Source organism: Iodobacter sp. (assembly GCF_025352645.1).
Taxonomy (GTDB): domain Bacteria; phylum Pseudomonadota; class Gammaproteobacteria; order Burkholderiales; family Chitinibacteraceae; genus Iodobacter.
The window spans coordinates 1-25868 of sequence record NZ_JANXSO010000155.1 but is presented as its reverse complement, the minus strand read 5'-3'; the positions used below and the strand labels follow the sequence as shown (position 1 = coordinate 25868).

Genomic DNA, 25868 nt, shown 5'->3' with positions numbered 1-25868 from the left:
AAAACTGGGCAGCCAGATCAGCCATGTTTTAAGATTTGCCGAGCCGCTTTCCACTGGCGAGCCGCTCACCGATGGCGCAGGCAGCAACCAATTTGGCTCGATTCCAAAATGGCGCGCCGTCAGCGATGCCACATGGGAGATAGGCGCATGGTCCACCACCCTGACATGGAACTATGTTGGCGGCTACGATCAGGCTTTTGCCAGCGACACTGACACCACCAAATATGTTGACTCATTCAACACCTTTGATCTGACGGCCAGCTGGAAACTCGCAAAAGACACCACTCTCACCGCCAAAGTCATCAACCTGAGCAATACCCGCCCACCGTGGGATTCTTCAACCGATTTCTTTGACCACACACAAGCCGACCCACGCGGCCGCTTTGCCTCTGCCAAGCTGACCTATAAGTTTTAAGCGGCCCTCACCGTTTTTAGCCCTGCAATTTATTGCAGGGCTTTTTAATGTCCAACGCCTCTAAAATACATCCGCTTTCTAGCTTGAAATAGCGCTAGAACGCTGCCCTATTGTGGTTTATCGCAGGGCGGTAGATTTAAAATTAATTTATACTGAATACGCCATAGTCATTTAATGGCTCCAGCACAAGGCTTACCATTCATTTCAACTACCGGTGTTATGCAGAAAAACCAACAATGCATACGCCATAAAGCCCACAAATAGGCAGCGCATTGCCAGCAGTGCTTGCATTGATTTAATTAACAATAAATTAAATCAATATCAGCCCCCTTATATAAAAGCCCATTGAACCAATGCACTGCGCTTTTCATTTTTTCGTAAATTTACTTTTTTGTGAGCGTAGGCCCTTATACCTATGATCAGCTTTACAGTCACACTACAGTCATCCTTTGCGCTTATTCTTACAAATTTAACTTAAAGTTTTCAACTTAAAATTTAAGCATAATTAAAAGCTATCCTTTTATTTTTCACGCTATAGAGCATGTTTTGAATACAATCCCCCAGCATCGTTGGCCCAGTTTTCCCCAACAAACAAGCATAGCGCTGACCTTTCTTCTATCCATTCAATTAACGCTGACTTATTTAAGCCACGATGGGCGTTTTTCTATTTTTTGGATCCCTAGCGGCATTGCGCTTGCGGTGATTTTGCTGGGCGGTGTTCGATATTGGCCAGCCTTATTCTTAGGCTCGCTTGCCAGTGATGTGTGGAATGGTAATAGCTTTTTCTGCTCGGCAGTGATTGCCTTAAGTGTGGTGCTAGAAACCACTTTAGATTATTACCTTTTACGCAAACTAAGAATGAACAACAGCTATTTTAATGCCTCACTTAGCCACGCTCGGGACTTCCTCAATTTAGCGGCCATTGCCATACCCAACGCATTACTAAGCGCATGTATTGGGGCGGTGGCGCTTTATTATTCCAACGCCATCTCAGCAGAAGCATTATTAGGCAGTATTCTTAAATGGTGGATGGGTAATACCCTTGGCATCCTCACGATTACCCCGCTGATTTTGATTTGGAAACAAGCCCCACGCTGGGTTGAATCAACGCGAAAATTGGAAGCCATTATCTGTTTTGGGCTGGCGCTTTGCTTTGGACAAGTGGTGTTTTTAGGCTGGCATCAAGCCACGCTCGGCATGATTGCTTATTCCTACTGGGCTTTTCTATTTGTAGTTTGGGGTGCAACACGCTTTGGCCGCCACGGCGGGCTATTCATTATTGCCTTTACCCTATTGCAGGCATTGATCGGGGCCATCAAAGGCTTAGGCGTATTTGCGCACGAGCACGATGATTTAATCAATTTTTGGCTCTACGCCATGGCGCTCAATGTAGTCGGTGTTTTGCTAGCGCTACTCATGAACGAGCGCAAGCAAGCAGAACACTTGGCTAAAGAAAGTGAAGAACGGCACCGCACCTTGGTGGAATGGTCGCCCGAGGCGATTGCGGTATATCGCAATGGCAGTATTATTTATGTCAATCCTGCGGCCATTAAACTGGTCGGGGCAAAAACTGCACAAGATTTACAAGGGCAATCCATCCTTAATTTAGTTCACCCTGATTTTTTCCAGCTGGCATTAGAGCGCTCAAAACGCATTGCCGCCCGTGACGCAGTTAGCCCCATGATTGAAATCAAGCTGATCAAATTCGATGGCCAGATCATTGATGTTGAAATCCAAAGCACGGCAATTATTCTAGATGGCAAACTGGCGATTCATGCCCTGATTCGTGATATCACCAAAGATAAGCAAGCCGATCAATACGAGCAGTTTCGCAATCATATTTTAGAGCTGCTAGCAGGGGGCGAGCCCTTAATGCAGCAGCTGGATGCCATTGTCCGTGGTGTAGAAAAATTAAACCCCACCACGCTATGCAGCGTTTTATTACTGGATCAAACCGGCAAGCACTTTGAAAAATCTATTTCTCCCAGCCTGCCCGATTTCTATACCCAGGCCCTAAATGGCCTAGAAATTGGCCCCGCCATTGGCTCCTGTGGTACTGCCGCGTATACCAAACAACGTGTCATCGTTGATGACATTGCCAGCCACCCTTACTGGGCTAATTATCTAGCATTAGCCGCTAAGGCGCAGCTAGGCGCGTGCTGGTCGCAGCCAATTCTAGATTCAAGTGGAGAGGTACTCGGCACCTTTGCTATTTATCATCGCGCCGCCCATACACCACAAGCACAAGATATCGCCATTATTGAGCAATCGGCCCACCTTGCCAGTATTGCCATCGAAAGAAACGTAGTGGCCGAAAAACTAAAAAGCAGCGAAGCACATTACCGCTTGCTGACTGAAAATGTATCCGACGTAGCGTGGAAACAAGATAGCAACCATATCATTACCTATATCAGCCCTGCTGATGAGCGGCTGCGTGGCTATCCTGCGGCAGAAGTGGTGGGCCATCCTGTTTTTAATTTACTCACCGACGATGGTATCCAGCTGATTAAAAAGAAAATCACCCAAAGAAACGCCGCCGAGCAGCAGGGCATAAAAACCGGCGCTGCCACCATAGAAATACAACAACGCTGTAAAGATGGCCGCTTAATCTGGACAGAAATCCTCTCTACCCCTGAGCGCAATGCCCAAGGAAAAATCTGTGGCTATCACGGCATTACCCGCGACATTACCCAGCGCAGGCAAGCAGAGGCCGAGCTGCGTATCGCCGCAATTGCCTTTCAATCTCAAGAAGGCATGTTTGTAACCGACACCGCGTGGACCATCCTGCGGGTGAACCAAGCCTTTAGCAAAATCACCGGCTTTAGTGCAAAAGAAGCCATCGGCAATACGCCACTGATACTCACATCGGTGCGGCATGATGCGTCGTTTTATACCTCAATGACCGATCGCATTAAGCTAAGCGGCACATGGCAGGGTGAAATCTGGAACAAACGCAAAAGTGGGGAGATTTTCCCCGCTTGGCTAATCCTCACCGAGGTAAAAACCAATGACGGCATGCTGACACATTATGTGGCCACCCTAACCGACATTACCTCGCGCAAAGCCGCAGAAAATCAGATCCAAAGCCTCGCCTTTTACGACCCACTGACCACGCTACCCAATCGCCGCCTACTACTAGATCGGCTAGGCCGAGCCATCAACAAAAGCACTCGCCATGATAATAATGGGGCTTTGCTATTTATTGATTTAGATAATTTTAAAACGCTAAACGACACACTAGGGCATGACAAAGGCGATCTACTCCTAGTGGAAGTTGCCAAACGGCTCTCTAGCAGCACCCGTGAAGGTGATACCGTGGCCCGCCTAGGCGGTGATGAGTTTGTAGTCATGCTAGAAGACCTAAGCGCCAATACACTAGAGGCCGCTACCGAAGCAGAAGCCGTTGGCGATAAAATAATCAGCACACTCAATCAATCCTATCAATTGGCAGGTTATGTCCACCACAGCACCGCCAGCCTAGGTATTACGCTATTTGGCGAAGAAGCAGAGAGCATAGACGAGCCTTTAAAGCGTGCCGATTTAGCCATGTATCAGGCCAAAGCCGCTGGCCGTAACACCCTGCGTTTTTTTGATCCAATCATGCAGGCCGAAGTCAGCCAGCGCTTGGCTTTAGAAACAGGCCTGCGGGATGCACTAGCGCAAAACCAATTTCAGCTTTACTACCAAGCACAAGTTAAAGGCAACAGTAAGCTTACTGGCGTAGAAGCCCTAGTGCGCTGGCTACACCCAGAGCGCGGTATGGTTTCCCCCGCCGAATTTATTCCGCTAGCCGAAGAAAGCGGCCTGATTCTGCCCCTAGGCCAATGGGTATTAGAAACCGCCTGCATACAACTGGCTCAATGGGCCTCTCAAGCGCATTTACAACACTTGAGCATTGCCGTTAACGTCAGCCCTCGTCAGTTTCACCAGCGTGATTTTGTTGAAAACGTATTGGCCATTTTGGCGCGCACGGGTGCAAAGCCCCAGCAGCTAAAACTAGAGCTCACCGAAAGCGTGCTGATTGCCAATATTGAAGACGTTATCCTTAAAATGAGCGCCCTAAAGCAAGAGGGCGTTGGCTTTGCCATCGATGACTTTGGCACTGGCTATTCATCTTTGGCCTATTTAAAACGGCTACCGCTAGATCAGCTTAAAATTGATCAAGGCTTTGTCAGAGATATCCTGATCGATAGCAACGATGCCGCCATCGCCAAAATGGTGATTATGCTAGCCGATAGCCTAGGGCTAAGCGTGATTGCCGAAGGGGTAGAAACCGAAGCCCAGCGCGATTTTTTGGCCCGCCATGGCTGCGACACCTATCAAGGCTATTTATATAGCCGCCCCCTACCTGCCCATGAGTTTGCCGCCTTTGCGCTTGCAGAACTGGCCTTGCTGTAAGCCGATGCGGCAACACCTCATTCGCCAATCGTAAGCCACTGTGTAGCATAAGCCACTCCTCTACACGGAGTTTACGATCATGAATAAACCATTGCTCGCAACGCTCTTTATCCTGATCGCCGCCCCCACATGGGCCAAGCAGCCCATTGCCACGGGGTATGGCGGTGCGGTTGCTACGATTTCTGACCCTGCCAGCCAAGCCGCAATGCGCATTTTAAATGCCGGCGGCAATGCTATTGATGCCGCCGTGGCCGCGGCGGCCACACTGGGTGTCACCGATCCTTTTAGCTGCGGCGTTGGCGGTGGTGGCTTTATGCTGATTTATTCAGCCAAAGATAAAAAAGTCATTACCATTGATTCCCGCGAAACCGCTCCCGCCTACTTTAGCCCACAGGTTTTCCAGAACAACGGCAAGGAAATAGAATGGGATGACGCCGTACCTACAGGGATTTCCGTTGGCGTACCCGGCACAGTACGGGGCTGGCATGAAGCACTATCGCGCTATGGCAGCATGGATCTAGCGCGCGTATTACAGCCGGCCATTGCCGTGGCTGAAGACGGCTTTAAAATTAGTCCTAATTTTTACCGGATTAACCAACTTAACGAGGCTAAATTCGCCCGTTTTAGCTCTACATCAGCACTGTATTTAAAAGATGGCAAAGCCCTGCCCCTAGGTAGCACCTTTCGCAACCCAGACCTCGCTGCCACCTATCGCAGCTTGAGCAAAGGCGGTGTAAAAGCCTTTTACGAAGGCCCTTTAGCCGCGCAAATTGTACGGGCCGTCAACATTCCACCGGTCATCAACGGTGTTTCGGTGCTCACTGGGCAAATGACGCTTAATGATTTAAAAGATTATGAAGCCCGCCTACGCCAGCCCATCCACTCAAGCTACCGTGGGTTAGACCTATACGGCATGTCCATGCCCTCATCTGGCGGTATTGCTATTGCCGAAGCACTAAATATTTTAGAAGGCTTCGATTTAAAATCCATGCCGCGTGATCAAGTGGAGCATCTCTACCTAGAAGCAGCAAGGCTCGCCTTTGCCGATCGCAACGCCTATGTAGCCGATGGCGAATATACCGATGTACCTAAAAGCGGTTTGCTATCCAAAGCCTACGCAAGTGAGCGCGCCAAGCTGATCGATCTAAAACAAACCCACGGCAAAGTAGCCGCAGGCGATCCATTCTTATACCAAGATGATCCATCCCACCCCTTGCGCCCAAAAGTCACGCTAAGCACCGAGCCTGCCCACACCACGCACCTAACAGTAAGCGATAAGCAAGGCAACATTGTGGCTTATACCTTTACTATTGAGGACTGGGGTGGCAGCGGCATTGTCGTGCCGGGTAAAGGCTTTTTACTTAACAACGAAATGACCGACTTTGAATTCAGCGGCCCACATCCAAACGTCCCTGAAGCAGGCAAACGCCCCCGCTCCAGCATGTCGCCCACCCTCGCCTTTAAAAATGGCAAACCCGCATTTAGCATCGGCTCCCCTGGCGGCTCCACCATTATCACCACCGTATTACAAACCATCGTCAACCACGTTGACCTCGGCATGCCCCTAGGTGCAGCCCTCGCCGCGCCACGCCTCAGCCAAAGAAATGGTGATAAAACCGAAGTCGAAACGCTTTTGAAATTTGTCGGCAGCCCACAAGCTAAAGCGCTAGAACAATACGGCCATCAGTGGACAGAAAAAGACGAAATCGGTGCCGCCAACGGCCTGCAATTTAATCCCGATGGCAGCACCACTGCAGTCAGCGAGCCATTACGCCACGGCGGGGGCAGTGCGATAGTGCAAAGGCCGTAATGGCGTGTAAACGCAGAATATAAAACGCTTTTTTGTCTATTAAATGCACGAAAAATACAGAAAAATTAGCGACACTAGGCCCCTTAGCTTGGACTGAGCCGTCCCAAGCTAAGGCCTTACATAAGGAGATCGGCCACTAATCGCAAGGAACAGTAAATTTAGTGGTAAATTTTTGTAAGCTTGCAAATAAAAAAGTATATTATTGCTGCACATAGCTAGGGCAACTTATGTTTTTCAACCCGCCAAGTAAAACGTCATTCAAACGGGGCTGAATACCCGCTTTTAACCCCATCATTAGGCTCCCGTATGACATTTGACCTCGCAAAGGTTTTAATACTTGCCTGCCACAATTTTATATGGAATAACAATGAATAAATTATTGCAACTAAATACAACTCAAAAACTATGCAAAGGGGTTTTGGCGCTGTCGATTGGTTTATTTGGCATTTTAGTTGCCAGCGGCAATGTACTGGATTATCAATCTAATTGGCAATTCGTACAGCATGTATTGGCGATGGACAAAATGGAATCTTGGTTTGAGGAAAGTGTATTGCAACAGCGTGCCATTCATAATCCGACGCTGCAAACTGTATTTTATATTGGCATTATAATTGGCGAAGCGTTATTTGGTTTGCTTTGCACAATAGGCGGCCTACTGATCCTATCCAGTACATTTAAAGGCAATACTCAGCATTTAACGCTTGGGAAAATCAGTTTTACCTTGGGTGCATTAATGGCAATTTTGATTTGGTACACCGGATTTGCAGTAATAGGCGGCGAATACTTTGCCATGTGGGCCAACAAATGGAACGGGCAAATGAAAGCATATGCTTTTATTAGTTTTATTTTGCTTAGCTTGATGTATATCTCGCAAGCGGAACAGCAATAGCGGCATCCTAGCTTGGGCTAAGCTTGCGTAGCCCAATATTTACCGCGTCGTAATTAACGGGGGTTAGACAAGATGAATCTCAATCAAGTCACTGTTCCCGCCACAGACATTGCGGCCTCTGTGGCATTTTATCAACAGCTTGAGCTTGAGCTGATTGTTAGCTCGCCACACTATGCGCGCTTTGCTTGCCCTGAAGGCGGGGCTTCATTTTCGGTGCATTTAGCAGAAACACCCCTGCCTGCCACCCATGCCGTTATTTATTTTGAAACCCTCGCTCTTAACGAAAAAGTGCAGCAACTACAAGCCGCCGGCTTACGGTTTACCCAAGAGCCTAAAGACGAAACTTGGCTCTGGCGCGAGGCGCGCTTGCTTGATCCCGCAGGCAATGTCATCTGCCTGTACTGGGCAGGTGAAAACCGGCTTAACCCACCGTGGCGTATTAAACCCTAATCGTTGTCCCTAGCCCCAAAAAGCATACACCCCGCATAGATAGATAAAGCTTGGCCCACAGCTGGATGCTGTTTTGCATACATTTTGGAAATAAACTGCATGAAAATTTTGATTGAGCCAAATACCCGTTTATTTGTAGATATCGAAGGTGCTGGCCTTGTAGCGGATGGCTCTGTAATGCGTGAAAAACCGACACTTATCCTACTGCACGGTGGCCCTGGCTACGATCATGTCAGTTTTAAGCCCGCGTTTTCTCAACTTACCGATATTGCTCAAATTGTTTATTACGACCACCGCGGCCATGGCCGTAGCGATCCACGCCCAAGCCATGAATTAACGCTAGATTACTTTGCGGATGATATCGTGCGGCTATGCGATGCGCTTGGCATCAACAAACCTATCGTTTTAGGGCAATCTTTTGGGGGATTTGTAGCGCAGCGCTATATTGCTAGGCACCCAGCCCACGCGTCCAAAGTTGTACTCTCCAGCACCGCTGCCACCCTGAGTTTGGCGCGCAAACTAGAAATGTTCCAGCGCCTAGGTGGCGTAGCAGCTCGCAACGCGGCAGAGCTGTTTTGGCTTTCGCCCAATGCATCAACTTGGCCCGAATACCAACGCCTGTGCAAGCCGCTCTATACCCAAACCACCGCAGCCAATAACCATGCGGCGCAACGTGCTACCTTTAAACCAGACATCCTATTTACTTGGGCCAATTCAGAGCAGCAAAAGATGAATCTGCTACCTGGCCTTGCCCAAGCACAATGCCCTGTACTGGTATTAGCCGGAGAGCTAGATCCCGTTTGCCCGCTAGCTGATGCACAAGATATCGCCAAGGCTTTGCCACAACAATGGGCGCAATTGGCTACATTCACAGCCTGTGGGCATGGCGTATGGCGGGATGCCCCCGAAGCCGCCTTTGCACAACTACGTAAATTTATTATGGCGTAAGCCAATTTAGCCGTATTTTCTAATGAATGGAGTGAACATGATGATGACACTGTATGCGTTTGGCCCTGCATTTGGCTTGCCTGATATGAGCCCGTTTGTCACCAAAGCAGAACTGCTGCTTAAAATGGCAAAGTGCGATTATCAAACCAACCGTCATGGCTATGCTAAAGCGCCTAAAGGCAAGCTGCCTTATTTGCAAACAGACAATGCCTTAATTGATGATTCCACTTTAATTCGTTTTTATTTAGAACAAGACCAGCAAATTGATTTTGATGCCGCGCTCAGCCCCAGTGAGCGCGGCATTGCTTGGGCTTTTGAAAAAATGCTAGAAGAGCATCTTTATTATATTTCGCTCAAAGATCGTTGGGCCAATGATGAAAACTTTGCCAAAGGCCCAAGCATGATATTTAAACGTATTCCATGGCCAATTCGTGGCTTAGTGATACGTCAAGTACGCAAAAAAATGAATCGCAAATTGCAGATACAAGGCATTGCCCTGCATAAAGAAGTCGACATTATTAAATTAGCCAAGAAAGATCTCGATTCCTTGGCCGATTTTCTAGCCGATAAGCCCTATTTAATGGGCGATCAACCCTGCGCAGCCGATGCCTCGGTCTATGCCTTTATGCGCAGTGCGCTTTGCCCCCTCTTTGATTCGGCCACGCACCAGCACGCCATCAGCAAAGCCAATCTAGTTGCCTATTGCGATCGGATGACTAAAGAGTTTTACCCAGAAGCTCACACCTAATACCCAGTGGGCCGCCCGCTTTGGCGGCCCATCCTTAGCAGACTCCCCCATTTTTTTGCAAGTGGATTCCTCCCTATGCAAACCTTACCTTAAACTGGTATATTAAATGCACATTTAAAAATAGAACGAGGGATACACCAATGCTTAATGCCAACAGCCGCAATTTAGTCCGCTCCACCGCGCCCATACTCAAACAACACGGCATTGCCTTAACCACTCATTTTTATGCACGGATGTTTCAGCACAACCCCGAGCTAAAGCAAATTTTCAACGAAGGTAATCAGCAATCTGGGGCGCAGCAGCAAGCTTTAGCTATGGCGGTAGCGGCTTACGCCGAGCACATTGATAATCCAAGCGTACTGGCCCCCGTGCTCACCCATATTGCCAACAAACATATCAGCCTAGGCATTCGCCCAGAGCACTATCCTATTGTTGGCCACCATTTACTCGCCTCTATTCGTGAAGTATTAGGCACGGCAGCAAGCGATGAATTAATTGCAGCTTGGGCGGCCGCCTACGCTCAATTGGCCGACGTACTCATTGCCGAAGAGGCACAGCTGTACGCAGCAGCAGCGTTTAAACAAGGCGGATGGACCGGCTGGCGTGGTTTTGTAGTGGCAAACAAAGTAGTAGAAAGCAGCGAGATCACATCGTTTTATCTTCGCCCCGCCGATGGCGGCAGCGTGCCAGACTACGCGCCGGGGCAATATATTTCGGTCAGAATGTTTGTACCAGAATGGAATCTAATGCAGCCGCGCCAATATAGTTTGTCTGATGCGCCAGGCAACGATTACCTGCGAATTTCAGTAAAACGCGAGCAGACCGGCGATATCATTGGCCAAGTGTCTAATCTGCTGCACAGCACGGTGAATGTTGGCGATGTCATCGATCTGGCCCCGCCAGCGGGTGATTTTGTACTGCATCAAGACCGCAAAACCCCCGTAGTTTTGATTAGCGGAGGCGTGGGCATTACCCCAATGCTATCCATGCTCAAACATATCGTTAAAACCAGCAGCGATCGAGCCGTGCGCTTTATCCACGGCTGCCGCAATGCCGAAGTGCATGCTTTTAAAGGCGCAGTAAATCAACTAGCCATTCAAGAATCCAATGTCGAAAAAGTGTTTTTTTATGGTAAGGCCTGCCCAGACCTAAGCCACGACCATCTTGGCTATGTAGATCTGGTTAAAATTGCTGACTCAGCGATTTTACCGGACGCCGATTACTACCTCTGTGGGCCGCTGGCGTTTATGCAAGCCCAAATCAAATCACTACACGCCATGGGCATTAGCAGTGATCGTATTCATGCTGAGGCATTTGGAACGGGGGGCGTAGCATAAACGAGTACTTTACCCACTAAGCCCAAGGGGGAAAGCATCCCCCCTTTTTCCGGCTTAAGCCATTGCCATAGCCCTAGCCAACACACCTACACACAATAAACTCAAGCGGTATTTTTACCCCCTAGGTTTTTCCTAAATATTCGTCCCACAAACATACCCCTAACATCTGCAAAAAGCCCTTTTGCCCCCTAAAAAGAGCGGTCTGCCTTGCAGCTATTGCTCTATAGCCGTTTACCTATACCTAACCAAGCTACAAACCCGCTCAATTAAGCCTAATAAATCATAGAGATACATCGCCTATTCGCGCGCATACCACAGCCAAGTAGTAATAGTGCAGTGATAACTATTACCATTTATCGCCGCGTTGACTTTAAAGATCAATCTGGACACTATGCCCCTGCCCCAACTAGGGACATAAGATATTTACCTTATGCAGCATCTCGTTAGGCGAGGCTCCTGCGCAAATACAGGCCACTGATCTCACGACGTCCAGAGACGCCCAAGATCAGGACAGTTTTCATCGGATTAAGGTGTTAACCCAGGTGGCTTCTGGTTTTACCAGATACGTTGCACAGTGCTAAAGCTAGAACGTGGAGATGAAAAAGCGCCATTCGACGTTATTTCCTGTCCCATACTCGTCCATCAACTGCTGTTTTCTTTTAACACGCACCCATCAAGGTGCTTGCGATTTTGCCTGTCATTATCTGAGGCCATTCAAAATGAAAACACACCAGCACGCCCACACTATTCAAGTTCTCGATTTAGCCGCATTGAGAAGCTGGATTGCCACCGCAAACCCCTCTGAACGAGCCAATCAATTGCTGGCTCTAAGCGCAGAAGACCTCAACGACGCATTCAACACCTTACCGGTGAATGAAGGCAGTGCGCTCATTAGCTCTTTAAGCACAGAAAATGCTGGCCAATTGTTATTGCGTTTGCACAGCAAGATCATCAACGCGCTGCAGGACGGCATTCCCCGCCGCGATATGCTGACTATTTTGCGCAAAATGGAAAATAACGATCGTGGCAATTTGCTCTCGCATTTATCCGAGCAAAATAAGCACAACTATGCCGCTCTGCTTAAATGGCCTAGCGAATCAGTTGGCGCGCATATGCGTAATAACTATATCAGCATCCTCGTTGAGCAATCGGTGAGTGATGCAAAGCAAGTGATCCATGATGCTTGGCACCAAGCTCAGTTATTCCAGCATATTTACATTACCAACTCCAACGGGCTATTAATTGGCGGCATCCCGCTTAAGACGCTATTGATTGCCGATCCACAAATCAAGTTAAGCGATTTGATGGATCCAAACCTTGTGCGTATTGATGCACAAACAGATCAAGAACAAGCGGCTCGCCTCTTGGTAGATCGGGATTTATCATCCCTGCCCGTAGAAGATCAAGGCAAGTTAATCGGGGTGTTTCACGTTGATGAAGCGGCAGATATTCTAGAGCAAGAATCCACCGAAGATGCTGAGCTACAAGGCGGCTCTTCACCATTAGAAACGTCCTACCTAGCAGCAACACCTTGGCAACTTTGGCGTAAACGAATTGGCTGGCTGCTGATGCTCTTTGCTGCCGAAAGCTATACAGGTACAGTATTACGCGCCTTTGAAGAGCAATTAGAAGCCGCCATTGCCCTCGCCTTCTTTATCCCGCTATTAATTGGCACGGGTGGCAATAGCGGCACCCAAATCACCACCACCATCATTCGTGCCATGGCTGTGGGTGAAGTAACGATGCGCAACTTGGGCGAAATCCTTAGAAAAGAGGCCTCCACTGCGTTATTAATCTCTATGGGTATTGCTTTAGCCGCCTGGGTTCGTGCTTGGTCGCTTGGGGTTGGGCCTGAGATTGGTCTAGTCGTTACCTTAACCATTGTCGCCATCATTATGTGGAGTGCGATTGTCTCTTCAATCACACCATTAATTCTGAAGCGCCTAAGAATTGACCCCGCCGTAGTGTCTGCGCCTTTTATTGCCACACTAGTAGATGGAACGGGCTTGATTATTTACTTTGAAATCGCCCAACTCATCCTGCCTGAGCTTAGATAAACGCATCCTCTTTACAACGCAAAAAGGCAGCTTTAGCTGCCTTTTTGCATTTCAACCCGTAAGTACAATTTTAACGGTTTACTCAATATCACTCGACCAGCCATCAGGGCGGACCAGCGCGTTTTCAAAGCGAGAATGCTGGCCAACAAACACCAGTGGAATCTTGCCCACGGGGCCATTACGGTGCTTACCGATAATACATTCGGCAAGCCCTTTAAATTGGGTATCTGGGTTGTAGTATTCATCGCGGTACATAAACAAGATCAAATCCGCATCCTGCTCAATTGCACCGGATTCACGCAAATCCGACATCATTGGGCGCTTATCGGTGCGCTGTTCTACCGAGCGGGAAAGCTGTGAGAGCGCAATAATTGGCACTTTCAGCTCTTTAGCCAATGATTTTAAGCCACGGGAAATTTCGCCCAGCTCAGTCGCGCGGTTCTGATCTTTTGCCCCCGCCCGCCCCGCCATCAGTTGCAAGTAATCGATCACAATTAGCCCAAGCTGGCCACCACATTGCCGCGCTAAACGTCGCGCCTTGGTACGGATATCCAAGGCAGTTAGCGAGCCGGTTTCTTCAATAAAAATCGGCGCTTCATTCATGCGGCCCACGGCGTGGGTGAGGCGCACCCAATCTTCATCTTCAAAACGGCCGGTTTTAAGCTTGTGCAGATCAATCCGCCCGATCGAGCCAACCATACGCATCCCCAGCTGGGTTGCGCCCATTTCCATAGAAAAAATCGCCACTGGCAGCTTAAGCTCAATCCCCACGTGCTCGGCAATATTCACCGAAAACGCCGTCTTACCCATGGAAGGACGGCCCGCCACAATAATTAAATCGCCCGCTTGCATGCCCGAAGTCATGCGATCAAGGTCTAAAAACCCCGTTGCCACGCCAGTCACTTCAGAAGGATTGTCCTGCTGAAACAAATGATCAATCCGCTCCACAATTTCTTTGAGAATCGGCGGCATGCCGATAAATCCCTTTTGCCCACGGGACGACTGCTCGGCAATCTGAAACACCGCCGATTCGGCCTGATCTAAAAGCTCCGATGCTTCACGCCCACTGGGGCTGTAAGCCGCATCAGCGATATCCGTTGCCACCGATGCCAGCTGGCGCATTACCGATTTTTCGCGGACAATTTCACCATATCGGCGAATATTGGCCGCCGATGGCGTGTTTTGCACCAAAGAGCCTAAATAAGCCAAGCCACCCACATAGGATAGTTCTTCGTGGGTATCCAGCGCTTCGGCCACGGTAATCACGTCGGCAGGGCGGCCTAGTTCAACCAGCTTGGCGATCACGGCAAAAATGCGGCGGTGATCATCGCGGTAAAAGTCCGCCTCAAACAGGGTGTCGGCAATTTTGTCGAAAGAGCTGTTATCCAGCATCAAACCACCCAATACGGATTGCTCCGCCTCAACCGAATGCGGCGGCATGCGGATGTTTTCAAGTTGCGTCATGGCGTGGTCAGGGTTACGATGCTCGGTCATTTTATCTATCTAAGGTGGCGTGCTGGAAGCTCGGCATTTTACGCTATTCACACTCCCAACGGCGAAATGCCACACCACCTCGTAAAGCGCAGAAAATGTTATGCCGTCTATTCATAAAACAGTTTTAGTGACCCACTCCGCTGATCGCATGTTTGATTTGGTTGATCGCGTGGAGGATTACCCCAAATTTTTGCCTTGGTGCGGCGGCGTTGTGGTGCATGAGCGCAGCGAGACCATTTTAGATGTGACGGTAAAAATTGAGTTTTTAAAAGTCACCTCTTTTTTTCGTACCCGCGACATTAAATCCAAACATCATATTGATATGCAATTTGTGGATGGCCCATTTAAAGCCCTGCACGGCGTATGGCGCTTTACCCCTTTAATGGAAGACGCTTGCAAGGTAGAGTTTGAGCTAGATTACGAATTCTCTAGCCGCAGCTTAGAAATGATTATTGGCCCAGTGTTTAATAAAATAACCAGCACTTTTGTCGATGCGTTTATCAAACAGGCAGATAAGCAAGCATGAATGCGTTAATTAAAGTTGAAGTGGTCTACGCTATGCCCACCTTGCAAAAGCTTTTGGCCGTGCAAGTGCCCGCAGGCAGCAGCGCCGAAGTGGCTATTCGCGCCTCGGGGATTTTAGACTTTTTTCCTGAAATTGATCTTAGCGTAAACAAAATCGGTATTTTCTCTAAAGCCTGCAAGCTTGATACCGTATTAAGAGCGCAAGATAGAGTTGAGATTTACCGCGCTTTATTAGCCGACCCTAAGGAAATTCGCCGTCAACGTGCATTAGAAGGGAAAGTCACTAAAAAAGGTGGCGCAGCGGTATAGCGGCAAGACAGATTTTCAGCGGATATAGCTACTTGTAAGGCAGAATAAAAGGCAGTGATGCGCTGTGCGTAAAATTAAATAGTAACTATTATCGGCAAAAACTTATCGTACCGTTAAACTTGTTTGCATTTTTTGAAGGATAGGTAATGCGTCACCAAAATTAAACTTCTCTAAAGCTATTTTAAACGCAGCAAATTCAGATGGATCAAATGCATTCGCCATTGAATCTCCATACTTCCCTAGTACGGTTAAAGCTTCTGCATCCATATCTTGCAATAAGCGCTCTAACCAACTTAATAAATTTTGCAATTCTTTCATAGGCATTGCGGCGGCGGGCGGCGGCGCATTGGCAAAAGGATCTTCACCATCAATATAATCTTTTACCTCACTCATTAATACGATGAGGCGTAAGTCTAAAACCTGCAAATCCTCTTTGACCTCTCCTAAACCACCACCATGTGAAATAGCCTTTTCAATACGGCCCGCAATTTCAGAAACGTGAGTCCCTCCCAAAGTGGCGCTCAGCCCTTTTAATGTATGCGAAAAACGCAATGCAGGTTCTAGCTCATTAGCCGTTAAAGCCTGATGGATTCTTTGCACACAATCGGCTTCGCTACTACAGAATTGCTTCAACATCCGTAAGTAAAGTGATGGGTTATTTAACACATAACCCAAGCCCACTTTTACATCCAGCTCTTCGCGCTCTGCCGACCTAGGGCTAGGCTCTAAAACAGGTGCGGCGACAGGGGTAGCAGGCGCTGGCGCACTGTTTTCTGCGGGCTCCGCCACCATTTCAGCAAGTACAGGAATAGGCGCATCCACACTATTAGCCCCATTAGGCTTGGTGACACGCCAATGCTTTAAACACTCAAAAAATTGCACGGGATCAATCGGTTTAGAAACATGATCATTCATCCCCAAATCTAAACAACGTGCCCGCTCCTCCACCATGGCATGGGCCGTCATGGCAATCAGCGGAATATGGTTATAACGCACATCGGCACGAATATGTTTTGATGCCTCATAACCATCCATAACTGGCATCTGCATATCCATTAAAATGGCATCAAAATAGTGGGTGCCGTGTAGCTCCAGCTTATCCAAAGCTTCTTTGCCATGATTAGCCACCACCACATCCACCCCCACCGTAGCGAGCAATTCCGTGGCAATTTGTTGATTAATTGGATTATCTTCTGTTAGCAATACACGCATGCCATTTAAGCCAAGCTCTACTTCATCTTTAGGTGTAGAGCGCGTATCCGCCACGTCATCATGCGCAAAAATAGAGACCAGACAATCCGTTAATGAAGAAGCATTGACTGGCTTAGTTAAAATGGCGCTGATATTCAGCGCTTGCGCCTGAATATAAATATCTTCACGATCAAATGCCGTCACAATCACCAAATTGGGTGCGCGTTCATGCAGTGCTTCTTGAATTTTTTGTGCCGCTTGTGCACCATCCATAATCGGCATTTGCCAATCAAGTAAAACCAAACCAAAAGGGTCCCCCCGTTGATTGGCGGCCACACATAGCTCTACCGCGCCCTGCCCTGAGCCTACATGCTCAATACGTACAGAAAAGCGCTTTAATACTTCAATAATGGCCAAACGGGCGTGCTCATGATCATCCACCACCAACACGCGCATATTATTAATTTCAGCGGGAATAGCACGCTTTCTGATTTCTTTTTGTTCAACACCAAACCAAGCCGTAAATACAAATTGGCTACCTACACCACTCTCGCTCTCAGCCCAAATACGCCCACCCATTAATTCAACCAGTCTTTTGCTAATTGAAAGCCCCAATCCCGTACCGCCAAATTTACGCGTGGTACTGCTATCTGCCTGAGTAAAAGGCATAAATAATTTTCCCAGTTGCTCTTGAGTCATGCCAATACCGGTGTCTCTTACTCTAAATTCTAATTGTGTTTGTTCTTGGTTTTTTTCCATACAGCGAATGGTAATTTCAACCTCACCGGACTCCGTAAATTTAACTGCATTATTAACCAAATTAATCATAATTTGGCTAAGCCTTAGCGAATCCCCCAATAAACACGGCGGGATATCCACCGGATGGTGAATCACAAACTCTAGGCCTTTTTCAAACACCTTTTGGGTCGTTACGGTACATACATTATTTAATACTGTTTCTAAATCAAAAGGCGCGAGCTCAATATTAAGTTTACCCGCTTCAATTTTAGAGAAATCCAAAATATCATTGATAATCCCCAACAGCGATGTGCCTGCATGGTGAATTTTAGATAGATAATCACGCTGCTTAGCTGGCATTTCGGCTTTTAATGCCAAGTGCGACAAACCAATCACCGCATTCATTGGCGTGCGAATTTCATGACTCATATTAGCCAAAAAACTTGATTTAACCGATGCGGCGTCTTCGGCTTTAGATTTAGCTAATTGTAATTCTTGCTCTACTATTTTACGCTGGCTAATATCACGGGCAAATAAAGTACCACTACAATGCCCATCCATATTTAATACCGTCATGCCTACTTCAATTGGCAATAAACTACCCGAGCGATTTCTCGCCAGTAATTCCCAAAAACGTGCGGTGGTAATGCGTGACGTGGCTTCGCTCAAGCCACGCTCTAATACCAAAGGCAAATCACCATCGCCTTCAATATGAACCAAGCTTTGTAGCTTTAACCCGATCACTTCTGCTGGAGAAAACCCAAAGGTTAGCTCGGCTGCACGATTCCAATTGGTAACGCAGCAATCTTGATCTAATAAAATAACCGCAATCGGCGCACCTTCAATCACCGCTTTGGATTGCATTTCACTTTGCTGTAGCGCCATTGATCGGCGATCCACTTCTTGCTCTAGCCCCTGTTTATGCGAGGCCAATTCTGCATTGCTTATCGTTAGCACCGACATCAGCTCATCACGAGTTTGCTCATTAATGATGTTTTTAACCCGTAAAATAGCATCGAGCTCTTGACGATCAATCCTAAACACCAACAGCACCGTGCCATCTGATAAAGTCTGTTGCACATCAAAAAAAGCAGAGAGCGCGTGTTTGGCCCATCCACCCTCAGGCCGCACCACAAAGCACAGCGCATCGCTTTCCATACCCACCGGCAAAAGATGATTCAGCGTTGATTGCCGCACCAGCTGGCAAAGGGAGTAAAAACCCGTCAGCAGAAAATCACTACGCATTCGATTGAGTTTTAGGCACCCCAAAGCCCGGCGCAATTTATCGCGGGCAATAAAAACGCTTTCTTCGGATCGCAGATCCAATACGCCAAGTTCAGTCATAATGTGCACTTTATCGCCAGGCAAGTGGCATCGTCATAAAGCTTACCAAAACGGCTTAGCAAATTTGCAACCATCTGGTTCAGGCTATTTCTGCGCTCTAGCAAAATATCATCCGCAGCAATATGTTCCTGTATGCCATCCGTAGCCAAAACAAAAACATCGTCACTCTTAAAGCTAAAAGTCTCAATTCGAATACTGCGTAAGATAATGCCTAATGTGCCCGCCTGCGCTGGGAAGGTATAACAATCCTTGCCTAATTTACGCATCACCGTATTGCCGATGGTAATGCACTGGGCATTGCCATCATTACCCAAAAAAGCCATGGTAATGGCCGTTCCGCGCGACCCACGAATATGCATATGCAAGGTTTTAAGCATGAGCTCAATATCTTCACTGCTGTTTTCTTCTAACCATTGCTCACACAATCTAGCCAGCTCATGCGCTTCTGGCCCATGGCCTAACACATCCAAAATGGCAACTAATACGCCATGTTCCATTTGTTTGATAAACGTACCATCCCCACACACTACCTCTCCAAAACAAGGCCGTAAGCAACGTGCATATTCAAAGTGCATGACTTAGTTTTTCCATTTACGAAACAGGACACGGGTTCCTATTTCTGGCTCTGAACTAATATCAAACTCATCTGCCAAACGACGCGTCCCTGGCAAACCTAGCCCCAGTGTTCCTTTGGTACTGTAGTGTTCAGACATAGCAAGTTCTAGGTTTTTTATTCCCGGCCCCCGATCTTCTGCCATCACTTCTAGGCCTTCGCGATTTTTAACCACTACCCAAGAAAATGACATCACGCCCTCCCCTGCGTACTTCACAATATTGGTGGCTAGCTCAGAGGCCCCGGTGGTGATTTCAGTCACCGCAACGGGCGAAAATCCGCACTGTTTGGCCAAAGCAAAAGTATAAGCCACCAGCATCGCAACATCCGCATCGCTGCGTATTTTTCGCAAAATCGTGGTCATTTCCACGCTAGGTTTCATGTAGTAAATCCAGAGCTTGTTTAATAGTCTGACAGCCTCGCAACGCTGATAAATCACTATCTAACGCCGCCAAGCCAGCAACCACACCGGGCCTAAAGCCGATAAACACCGTTTTTGCCCCCATTATTTTTAGCATTTGCGTTAAATCTACTAAGGCGGCAAACCCATCCACATCCAATGCGTCTACTTCGGATAAATCAACCATCACCCCTTTCGCCGCTACTTTAGTGACCTGTTGCAATAATTTACTTTGCAGCGCAATCATCGTAGAGGGCCGCAAATCACTCTGCACGCAAGCAAGCAAAGCATCTTCAACCACCGAAATCGCGACGCCCCCCTCAGATTCACGCTCATCCATTACCGCCCCCTAAACCTCATCAAGTCGCTTCATTCTGATACCTACGCTCTTAAAAGCCTGCTCTAGGGCATCGCGCAACGTGGCATGGGTGGTCATCCCTTCAATATCAATCCCTAAATGCACAATAGTTTGTGCAATAGAAGGAGACACACCCGATATCAGGCTAGTACAGCCCATCAAACGTGTCGCCTTAGTAATCTTAATCAAGTGATTTGCCACCCCTGAATCCACAATCGCCACCCCCGAAATATCCATAATAAAAACACGGGAACGGGTTTCAGCAATTTTCAATAAAATGGCCGCCATAATGTCTTGCGCCCGTTTTGAATCAATAATCCCCACCACCGGCAGCATTAAAATATCTTGCCAAATCATAGTCACCGGCGTAGACATTTCCATTAAGGCGCGGCTTTGATCATTAATCCGTTCATTAATTAAACGGCTATAAGTTTCCACCACAATTGTGGTATCTAAATGCAATAGTTTGGTAATGGCGGCCACTGCCTTGCCATATTCCTCGCTAAATAAACCGCCGTCGTACAACTTTTTAGTAAAAAGTACAAATGAATAATTCATACCCGCAAAGTAACTAGGCAGTGATAAGCCAATCCGCGCATGGGTTTCACCAAGGCGGCGACGATCTTCAAGATAGGCTTCATCTAAGTGCGCTGAAAAAAAGGTTTTCCAGTAGTTAAGCTGAGCACTTTGTGCGCGTTTTTTAACCTCATCATTGGCCATCAGTGTTTGATACTCTGGCAGCTCACGAATCCATTCATAAAAATGAGTAATGTATTCGGACATTCTGGGCACCACCAAAGCGCCATATTTGCGCACCACTTCAAGATCAACTTCGTCAATATCATGCAAGCGCATCACATCTTTAATCGATGTTTGGCTAGTATGTTCATGCATATTCATTCTCCTTAGTATTACGTAAGGCTGACAAAAAATCATGTTATTGCAAAACTAATCAGGGCAAATAGCCACAAAGTGTTTCGCTGAAAGCTGAGTAACAAAAAATTGCTGTCTTTCTAGATAGCTAGGCGAAAGTATTTTAGCAATACATAAACTCAAACTTTCCAGACCCAATGAAAACTTACCGCAAAAAGAAAGTAGAAAGTAAGTATATCAACGGTAAATCGCCTAAATGTAAGAGATGAAAACAGCTATAAGAATAAAAAAACCGCCTCAGTGGGCGGTTTTTAAATTGATAAATTATCTTACGGCTATGGGCAAAAGCGCTTAATACTGGCCTCAACACTCGCCGTTTCTGACTTTCTTTGTGCTGCTTCCATAAACTCAAGCTTGCCTTTTTCATTTACGCTAGAAAACTTTTTAGAGCCTTGCAAATAGCCTAACCGTGCCATCGCTTCTTTGCAGGCTTTTTCGTCCTTTTCACCTTTGGCGGCCACCGGCACGCTCGCCGCAGCGGGGGCGCTGGCTTTAATCGCCACGCCACTCGCAGCAGATGCCTCTTTACGTGACCCAGCGATGGAACTCACCGGCAAATCTTTGGTCTTTACGATATCGGCCTTGTTTCCACTAGGGGGCTGATCAGAATAATGCATGACGCCCGCATTATCCTTCCATTTGTAGATTTCTGCATTTGCCGCACCCGCTAGCAACAAAGCAATTAAAAATACTGCTTTCATTCGTTTTCCTTTGTTATTTTTAAATCATTACCAATATATACGCCATTGAAATTAAAACATATCAGGCCTACTCATCAATTTTCTATGGGCACATAAATAAGCACAGGATTCCCCATGCAAACTACCCCAACTGCCCGTCTTGTTGTTTTTGGTGAAGCGCTCACTGATCTCATTCGTACGGGTGAAAACACCTGGCTTAGCCAAGCGGGCGGCGCGGGCTGGAATATCGCCAGAGTGGCCGCTCGCCTTGGCCTGCCTACAGGCTTTGCAGGCGCAATTTCTAACGATTGTTTTGGTGATGAGCTGTACCAACAATCCATCGCTGCCGGTTTAGATTTACGCTTTTTACAGCGTAGCGATAAAAATCCATTTTTAGCCATCGTGCACGAAACCCATCCTCCCACCTATTTCTTTGTTGGCAATGACAGCGCCGATTGCGATTTTAAACCAGAACAATTGCCATCCGGCTGGCAAGACGGCGTAGAAATCGCACATTTTGGCTCACTTGGATTGGTGCGTGAGCCCTTAGCCACCCAGCTCTTGGAGCTGGCTATTTCGCTTAAACAAGCGGGGGTTAAAATCAGCTACGACCCCAATTGGCGTAAGCTAATGGGGCCAGAATATCTAGCCCGTTTTGAAATTATGCTAGGGCTAGCAGATTACGTAAAATTATCTGACGAAGACCTCGTTCATCTTATGCCCGATACACCCGTTGAAATTGCGCTGAATCAAGTCTGCATATGGGCAGGACAAGCCAGCATTCTGTATACACAAGGCGCGAATGGGTTACAACTGATAGAAGAAGGCCGAAAGCAATTTGTTCCCGCAAACAAGGTAAATGTCATCGATACTGTGGGGGCTGGCGATGCCAGCATGGGCGGCTGGCTGACTAGTTTACTGATGCAACCACAAGCTAGCTCGCAAGATCACGCTCGCTTTGCAGCGGCCAGCGCGGCAATCGCCTGCCAATATGCTGGCGCATTCGCCCCCACCCTTAGCGAAGTGCAAACCTTATTAAAGGAAAACACATGAGTGCCATCTTTTTTTATGATGAAAAACGAGCCTATCACGGCGAGCGTCCTCAACGAGACGATCTGGCACTTTGGCAAGAATATGGCACGCTAGCCGACAGTAACACCCTGATTAATGCGCTAAACAGTGCATCGCACGGCAGCTGTGTAGTTAACACCCACGGCCCTTATTTTCCCAGCCATGCTTGGCCTGCATTGCTGCATTTTTTACAGCATGGCGGTAATTTAGTCAGCTTGGGCAATATGCCCTTCTCCTTACCCAACCCCTTGTTTAAAGATTTAAACATCCATGAAATGCTGGCTATTGATAGTAGCGAAGCGCAAAGCATTGCAGCCGGTACTGAATACCCGCTCCTTGCCGGTAAAACCGATCTTTTCCAAGCCCACGCCAGCAGCTGCGGCTTTGTATTAATGCCGACCAAGCATAAAGACTGCCCCAAGGAATCTGGCTCAAGCGGGCCAATGGATGCCCGCATTTATCCTCTGATTACCGCCCATGATGCAGCAGGGCGCGCCATTGCCGCCCCCGTGGTTCTAATCGAAAATCATCGCGGTGAGTTTGCAGGTAGCCGCTGGCTATTTGCCAATATCGATAGCAGCGCCTTATTTTGGCAGCAAGGCGGCGGCGCAGCCCTGCTCGACTGGGCCAAGTTTAGCGCCAAGGGCACGACCGAGATCTGGATTAAGCCTGACTTTGCCTGCTACTACCCTAGCGAAGTGCCTACATACAGCTTACAGCTTGAAGCACTGCGCCCCAATGCCTGCTGTCAATGGCAAATAGAAATCACCACCAGCTACGCAGGTAAAGTCATCCTTCAAGAATCTCTGGCGCTGACAACACATGTCAACGGGCCGGTGTTTCACCGTAGCACCCTGCCAACGGTGGTTTTGCATGGCTATTACGCCATCCATTGCAAGGCGGTTTCGGCGTTTGGCGAAGTCCGTGAAATACGCCAAGGCTTTTGGGGCCGTGATCACCGCCTGCTTGAAGAAGGCGAGCCACTTTGCGCTGGACGCGATTACTTTACCCGTGGCGGCAAGCCCGTACCGATTGTCGGCATGACGTATATGGCCAGTGATGTACACCGCAAATTTTTGCAGCTACCTAACCCCGCCGTTTGGGATGCGGACATGGCCGAATTTGCGCGCATGGGCATCAACTATATTCGCACTGGCATCTGGACAGCTTGGCGGCAAATTATGTTTGCCGATGGTCACGCCCAAGAAGCCGCCTTACGCGCTATTGATGCCTTCTTACATTGCGCCAAACGCCACAATCTAGAAACCTGCTTTACCTTTTTCACCTTTACCCCAGAAACATGGGAAGGCCGTAATCCCTATTTAGACCCACGAGCCATTGCCGCGCAAAAGCGCTTTATCAGCGCCATTGTTAGCCGCCATAAAGACAGCAGCCATGTGCATTGGGATTTAATCAACGAACCTTCGATGTTTAACCCAGAGCAGATTTTCCTTGGGCCGCGCAGCGTGCAAGATCCTATTGAGATCGCCGCATTCAGAAGCTGGCTGCAAGAGCAGGACAGTGATATCAGCGTTTGGCAGCAGCGTTGGGGGCAAAGCCCAGCGGCCCTGCCCGATTGGCATGCCGTACTGCCACCGCAAGCAGAGCAGGTAGCGTTTAATCCCACCGAGATTACCCCGAAGCAACACGGCATTTGGCTGGATTACACCCTGTTTACTCAGGCCATGCATAATCGCTGGGTGGCCGACTTACGCAGCACCCTTAGCGCCATTGCGCCGCAGCGGCTGATTACCGTGGGGCAAGACGAGGCACTGGGCATGCAGCGCCCTTCCCCGATGTTTTATGCTGACGAGGTGGATTACACCAATGTGCATAGCTGGTGGCTAAACGACGATTTAGCATGGGATAGTATTTTCAGCAAAACGCCCAACAAACCAAGCTTGGTGCAAGAAACTGGCATCATGCATATTGAAGCACCTGATAGCCGCAGCAAGCGCAGCGAAACCGAGCTAGCGCACATGCTAGAGCGCAAATATGCTTACGCCTTTATCAATGGTGGCGCAGGCGCGGTGCAATGGTTGTGGAATATCAACTATCACATGGATAACATCAACGAATCGCATATTGGGGCCTGCCGCGCCGACGGCACCCGTAAACCTGAGGCGATGATCAGCGAAGATTACGGTAGCTTCTTTAAAACCCTCGCACCGCTTATGCAGAATCGTCAGCTAGAAGACATCGCAGTGATTTACCCTTTTAGCAACGATTACGGCAACCGCCGCTTTGCGCTAGAAGCCACGCAACGCTTGGTGCGAGTGATGCAGTACGAGCTAAAAGTGCCGGTGCGCGCCATCAGTGAATATAAACTCAGCGATCTGGATCACGCCCCCGCCAAACTCATTATCATCCCCAGCCCGCACGTCTTATCGCAAGCCGCCCGTGATTGGATACAACAATGCAAAACGCCTATCCTGCTGACCGGCCCATGCGATTTAGACGCTTACTGGCAGCGCTGTCAGCCGCTATTAAGCGAATCAGCCACCTGCAATTTGCAGCGCGAGGAAGTGATTCATATTGGCAAGCAAAAATACCGCGCCAGCTTTGGTGGCGATAAGATAGCCAAGCTTTGCAAAGGTAATACCAGCACAGAACTACAAGCCAGCGGCAATCTGCTCTGGTGCCCGCTGCCCTTAGAAATGAACGAGCGCACCGAGCCTTTACACGCGCTTTATCAAGCCGCCATGGACTGGGCCGGTGTCAGCACACCGCTTAACTGGCTATCTGGTGAGCAGCCAGGTGTGTTTGTGCAAAAGCTTACCTTTGAGCGCGGTGCTTTGTGGATTTTGGTGAATGAATCAGGGCAGGAAGAGGCCATTAGCTTTAGTGATAAGGCCAACAATATGGTGTATTCGCTAACGCTAGCCAGCCAACGAGCTGTCTTATTTGCAACGGACGCCGAAGGCAAAGTCACCGCACGCTTACGTAAACATAAAATCAGCCAGCATCTGGCGGAAACGCATTGAGTCTATCCATTAAAGGGTACTGTTGATGGTTAAACCCTAGGGTCTGTTGACGTTTCATTCACGGCTGCGTTGGCTGCAGTTTTGGGGCTGAACAAGGCAAAAGACGCGAGGTGGTACGAGTACCATGAGCGTCTTTTAACGCCGTGCAGCCCCAAAAATGTAGCCAACCCGAAGGG

20 protein-coding genes and 1 riboswitch are annotated in these 25868 nt (G+C 48.2%); of the genes, 13 read left to right on the top strand and 7 right to left on the bottom strand.

The features are described from left to right. The 9 genes from Q0R17_RS17415 to mgtE form a co-directional block, all read left to right on the top strand. On the top strand, positions 1 to 415 hold a 415-nt coding region (locus tag Q0R17_RS17415), incomplete at its 5' end, for a TonB-dependent receptor domain-containing protein (protein WP_293937295.1). Between the two features lie 546 nt (positions 416 to 961). Continuing rightward, the gene (locus tag Q0R17_RS17410; RefSeq protein WP_293937293.1) at positions 962 to 4813 is read left to right on the top strand and encodes an EAL domain-containing protein; all 3852 of its coding nucleotides are present in this window, start codon (positions 962 to 964) and stop codon (positions 4811 to 4813) included. 79 nt (positions 4814 to 4892) lie between these two features. After that, the gene (ggt, locus tag Q0R17_RS17405) at positions 4893 to 6623 is read left to right on the top strand and encodes a gamma-glutamyltransferase (protein ID WP_293937291.1); all 1731 of its coding nucleotides are present in this window, start codon (positions 4893 to 4895) and stop codon (positions 6621 to 6623) included. A gap of 367 nt (positions 6624 to 6990) precedes the next feature. Next, positions 6991 to 7512 carry a DUF2165 domain-containing protein gene (locus tag Q0R17_RS17400; protein ID WP_293937289.1) on the top strand — a complete coding sequence of 174 codons (522 nt, stop codon included), beginning with the start codon at positions 6991 to 6993 and terminating at the stop codon, positions 7510 to 7512. A 72-nt stretch (positions 7513 to 7584) separates the two neighbouring features. Further along, a complete protein-coding gene (locus Q0R17_RS17395; RefSeq protein WP_293937287.1) occupies positions 7585 to 7962 on the top strand; it encodes a VOC family protein in 378 nt (125 codons plus the stop codon). A 99-nt stretch (positions 7963 to 8061) separates the two neighbouring features. After that, the gene (locus Q0R17_RS17390; RefSeq protein WP_293937284.1) at positions 8062 to 8910 is read left to right on the top strand and encodes an alpha/beta fold hydrolase; all 849 of its coding nucleotides are present in this window, start codon (positions 8062 to 8064) and stop codon (positions 8908 to 8910) included. A gap of 37 nt (positions 8911 to 8947) precedes the next feature. Further along, the gene (locus tag Q0R17_RS17385) at positions 8948 to 9658 is read left to right on the top strand and encodes a glutathione S-transferase family protein (protein ID WP_293937283.1); all 711 of its coding nucleotides are present in this window, start codon (positions 8948 to 8950) and stop codon (positions 9656 to 9658) included. A 140-nt stretch (positions 9659 to 9798) separates the two neighbouring features. Beyond that, entirely contained in the window at positions 9799 to 10995 is a 1197-nt protein-coding gene (hmpA, locus tag Q0R17_RS17380) for an NO-inducible flavohemoprotein (RefSeq protein ID WP_293937282.1), read from the top strand. A gap of 432 nt (positions 10996 to 11427) precedes the next feature. Then, a riboswitch (M-box (ykoK) riboswitch) is annotated at positions 11428 to 11598 on the top strand. Between the two features lie 116 nt (positions 11599 to 11714). After that, positions 11715 to 13052 carry a magnesium transporter gene (mgtE, locus tag Q0R17_RS17375; RefSeq protein WP_293937279.1) on the top strand — a complete coding sequence of 446 codons (1338 nt, stop codon included), beginning with the start codon at positions 11715 to 11717 and terminating at the stop codon, positions 13050 to 13052. Positions 13053 to 13130: 78 nt separating this feature from the next. Here mgtE and dnaB read toward each other — a convergent pair whose 3' ends face one another. Further along, positions 13131 to 14546, bottom strand: a complete 1416-nt coding sequence (gene dnaB, locus Q0R17_RS17370) for a replicative DNA helicase (RefSeq protein WP_293937276.1) — start codon at positions 14544 to 14546, stop codon at positions 13131 to 13133. Between the two features lie 100 nt (positions 14547 to 14646). Here dnaB and Q0R17_RS17365 point away from each other — a divergent pair, with 100 nt between their 5' ends. Then, positions 14647 to 15072 (top strand): type II toxin-antitoxin system RatA family toxin, encoded by a 426-nt coding sequence (locus Q0R17_RS17365; protein ID WP_293937273.1) that lies wholly within the window; start codon positions 14647 to 14649, stop codon positions 15070 to 15072. Beyond that, positions 15069 to 15380: an RnfH family protein gene (locus tag Q0R17_RS17360; protein WP_293937271.1), complete on the top strand. Its 312-nt coding sequence runs from the start codon at positions 15069 to 15071 to the stop codon at positions 15378 to 15380. The genes Q0R17_RS17365 and Q0R17_RS17360 overlap by 4 nt, the downstream gene beginning before the upstream one ends. Positions 15381 to 15482: 102 nt before the next feature. Here the strand turns inward: Q0R17_RS17360 and Q0R17_RS17355 are convergent, their stop codons facing one another. The 6 genes from Q0R17_RS17355 to Q0R17_RS17330 form a co-directional block, all read right to left on the bottom strand. Next, entirely contained in the window at positions 15483 to 18653 is a 3171-nt protein-coding gene (locus tag Q0R17_RS17355; protein WP_293937269.1) for a response regulator, read from the bottom strand. Next, positions 18650 to 19228, bottom strand: coding sequence for a SpoIIE family protein phosphatase (locus tag Q0R17_RS17350; RefSeq protein ID WP_293937267.1), 579 nt, complete (start codon positions 19226 to 19228; stop codon positions 18650 to 18652). The genes Q0R17_RS17355 and Q0R17_RS17350 overlap by 4 nt, the downstream gene beginning before the upstream one ends. A gap of 3 nt (positions 19229 to 19231) precedes the next feature. Further along, the gene (locus tag Q0R17_RS17345; protein ID WP_293937266.1) at positions 19232 to 19648 is read right to left on the bottom strand and encodes an anti-sigma regulatory factor; all 417 of its coding nucleotides are present in this window, start codon (positions 19646 to 19648) and stop codon (positions 19232 to 19234) included. Continuing rightward, positions 19638 to 20006, bottom strand: coding sequence for an STAS domain-containing protein (locus tag Q0R17_RS17340; protein ID WP_293937264.1), 369 nt, complete (start codon positions 20004 to 20006; stop codon positions 19638 to 19640). The genes Q0R17_RS17345 and Q0R17_RS17340 overlap by 11 nt, the downstream gene beginning before the upstream one ends. A 9-nt stretch (positions 20007 to 20015) precedes the next feature. Beyond that, complete coding sequence (locus Q0R17_RS17335; RefSeq protein ID WP_293937262.1) at positions 20016 to 20918, bottom strand: protoglobin domain-containing protein; 903 nt, start codon at positions 20916 to 20918, stop codon at positions 20016 to 20018. A gap of 314 nt (positions 20919 to 21232) precedes the next feature. After that, positions 21233 to 21658 (bottom strand): DUF4124 domain-containing protein, encoded by a 426-nt coding sequence (locus Q0R17_RS17330; RefSeq protein WP_293937260.1) that lies wholly within the window; start codon positions 21656 to 21658, stop codon positions 21233 to 21235. A 114-nt stretch (positions 21659 to 21772) separates the two neighbouring features. On the opposite strand from Q0R17_RS17330, the gene Q0R17_RS17325 reads away from it, so the two are divergent. Continuing rightward, positions 21773 to 22690: a carbohydrate kinase gene (locus Q0R17_RS17325; protein WP_293937257.1), complete on the top strand. Its 918-nt coding sequence runs from the start codon at positions 21773 to 21775 to the stop codon at positions 22688 to 22690. Next, complete coding sequence (locus tag Q0R17_RS17320) at positions 22687 to 25692, top strand: beta-galactosidase (RefSeq protein ID WP_293937254.1); 3006 nt, start codon at positions 22687 to 22689, stop codon at positions 25690 to 25692. Before Q0R17_RS17325 ends, Q0R17_RS17320 begins: the two co-directional genes overlap by 4 nt. The last annotated feature ends 176 nt before the right edge of the window (positions 25693 to 25868 follow it).

Excerpts from the sequence above, each read along its gene's own strand:
- Q0R17_RS17395 (WP_293937287.1), top strand. The coding sequence starts at position 7,585 with ATGAATCTCAATCAAGTCACTGTTCCCGCCACAGACATTGCGGCCTCT.
- Q0R17_RS17345 (WP_293937266.1), bottom strand. The coding sequence starts at position 19,648 with ATGAAACCTAGCGTGGAAATGACCACGATTTTGCGAAAAATACGCAGC.
- Q0R17_RS17330 (WP_293937260.1), bottom strand. The coding sequence starts at position 21,658 with ATGAAAGCAGTATTTTTAATTGCTTTGTTGCTAGCGGGTGCGGCAAAT.
- Q0R17_RS17390 (WP_293937284.1), top strand. The coding sequence starts at position 8,062 with ATGAAAATTTTGATTGAGCCAAATACCCGTTTATTTGTAGATATCGAA.
- dnaB (WP_293937276.1), bottom strand. The coding sequence starts at position 14,546 with ATGACCGAGCATCGTAACCCTGACCACGCCATGACGCAACTTGAAAAC.
- Q0R17_RS17350 (WP_293937267.1), bottom strand. The coding sequence starts at position 19,228 with ATGCACTTTGAATATGCACGTTGCTTACGGCCTTGTTTTGGAGAGGTA.
- Q0R17_RS17365 (WP_293937273.1), top strand. The coding sequence starts at position 14,647 with ATGCCGTCTATTCATAAAACAGTTTTAGTGACCCACTCCGCTGATCGC.
- Q0R17_RS17355 (WP_293937269.1), bottom strand. The coding sequence starts at position 18,653 with ATGACTGAACTTGGCGTATTGGATCTGCGATCCGAAGAAAGCGTTTTT.
- Q0R17_RS17325 (WP_293937257.1), top strand. The coding sequence starts at position 21,773 with ATGCAAACTACCCCAACTGCCCGTCTTGTTGTTTTTGGTGAAGCGCTC.
- ggt (WP_293937291.1), top strand. The coding sequence starts at position 4,893 with ATGAATAAACCATTGCTCGCAACGCTCTTTATCCTGATCGCCGCCCCC.
- Q0R17_RS17360 (WP_293937271.1), top strand. The coding sequence starts at position 15,069 with ATGAATGCGTTAATTAAAGTTGAAGTGGTCTACGCTATGCCCACCTTG.
- Q0R17_RS17400 (WP_293937289.1), top strand. The coding sequence starts at position 6,991 with ATGAATAAATTATTGCAACTAAATACAACTCAAAAACTATGCAAAGGG.
- hmpA (WP_293937282.1), top strand. The coding sequence starts at position 9,799 with ATGCTTAATGCCAACAGCCGCAATTTAGTCCGCTCCACCGCGCCCATA.
- Q0R17_RS17320 (WP_293937254.1), top strand. The coding sequence starts at position 22,687 with ATGAGTGCCATCTTTTTTTATGATGAAAAACGAGCCTATCACGGCGAG.
- mgtE (WP_293937279.1), top strand. The coding sequence starts at position 11,715 with ATGAAAACACACCAGCACGCCCACACTATTCAAGTTCTCGATTTAGCC.
- Q0R17_RS17340 (WP_293937264.1), bottom strand. The coding sequence starts at position 20,006 with ATGGATGAGCGTGAATCTGAGGGGGGCGTCGCGATTTCGGTGGTTGAA.
- Q0R17_RS17335 (WP_293937262.1), bottom strand. The coding sequence starts at position 20,918 with ATGCATGAACATACTAGCCAAACATCGATTAAAGATGTGATGCGCTTG.
- Q0R17_RS17385 (WP_293937283.1), top strand. The coding sequence starts at position 8,948 with ATGATGATGACACTGTATGCGTTTGGCCCTGCATTTGGCTTGCCTGAT.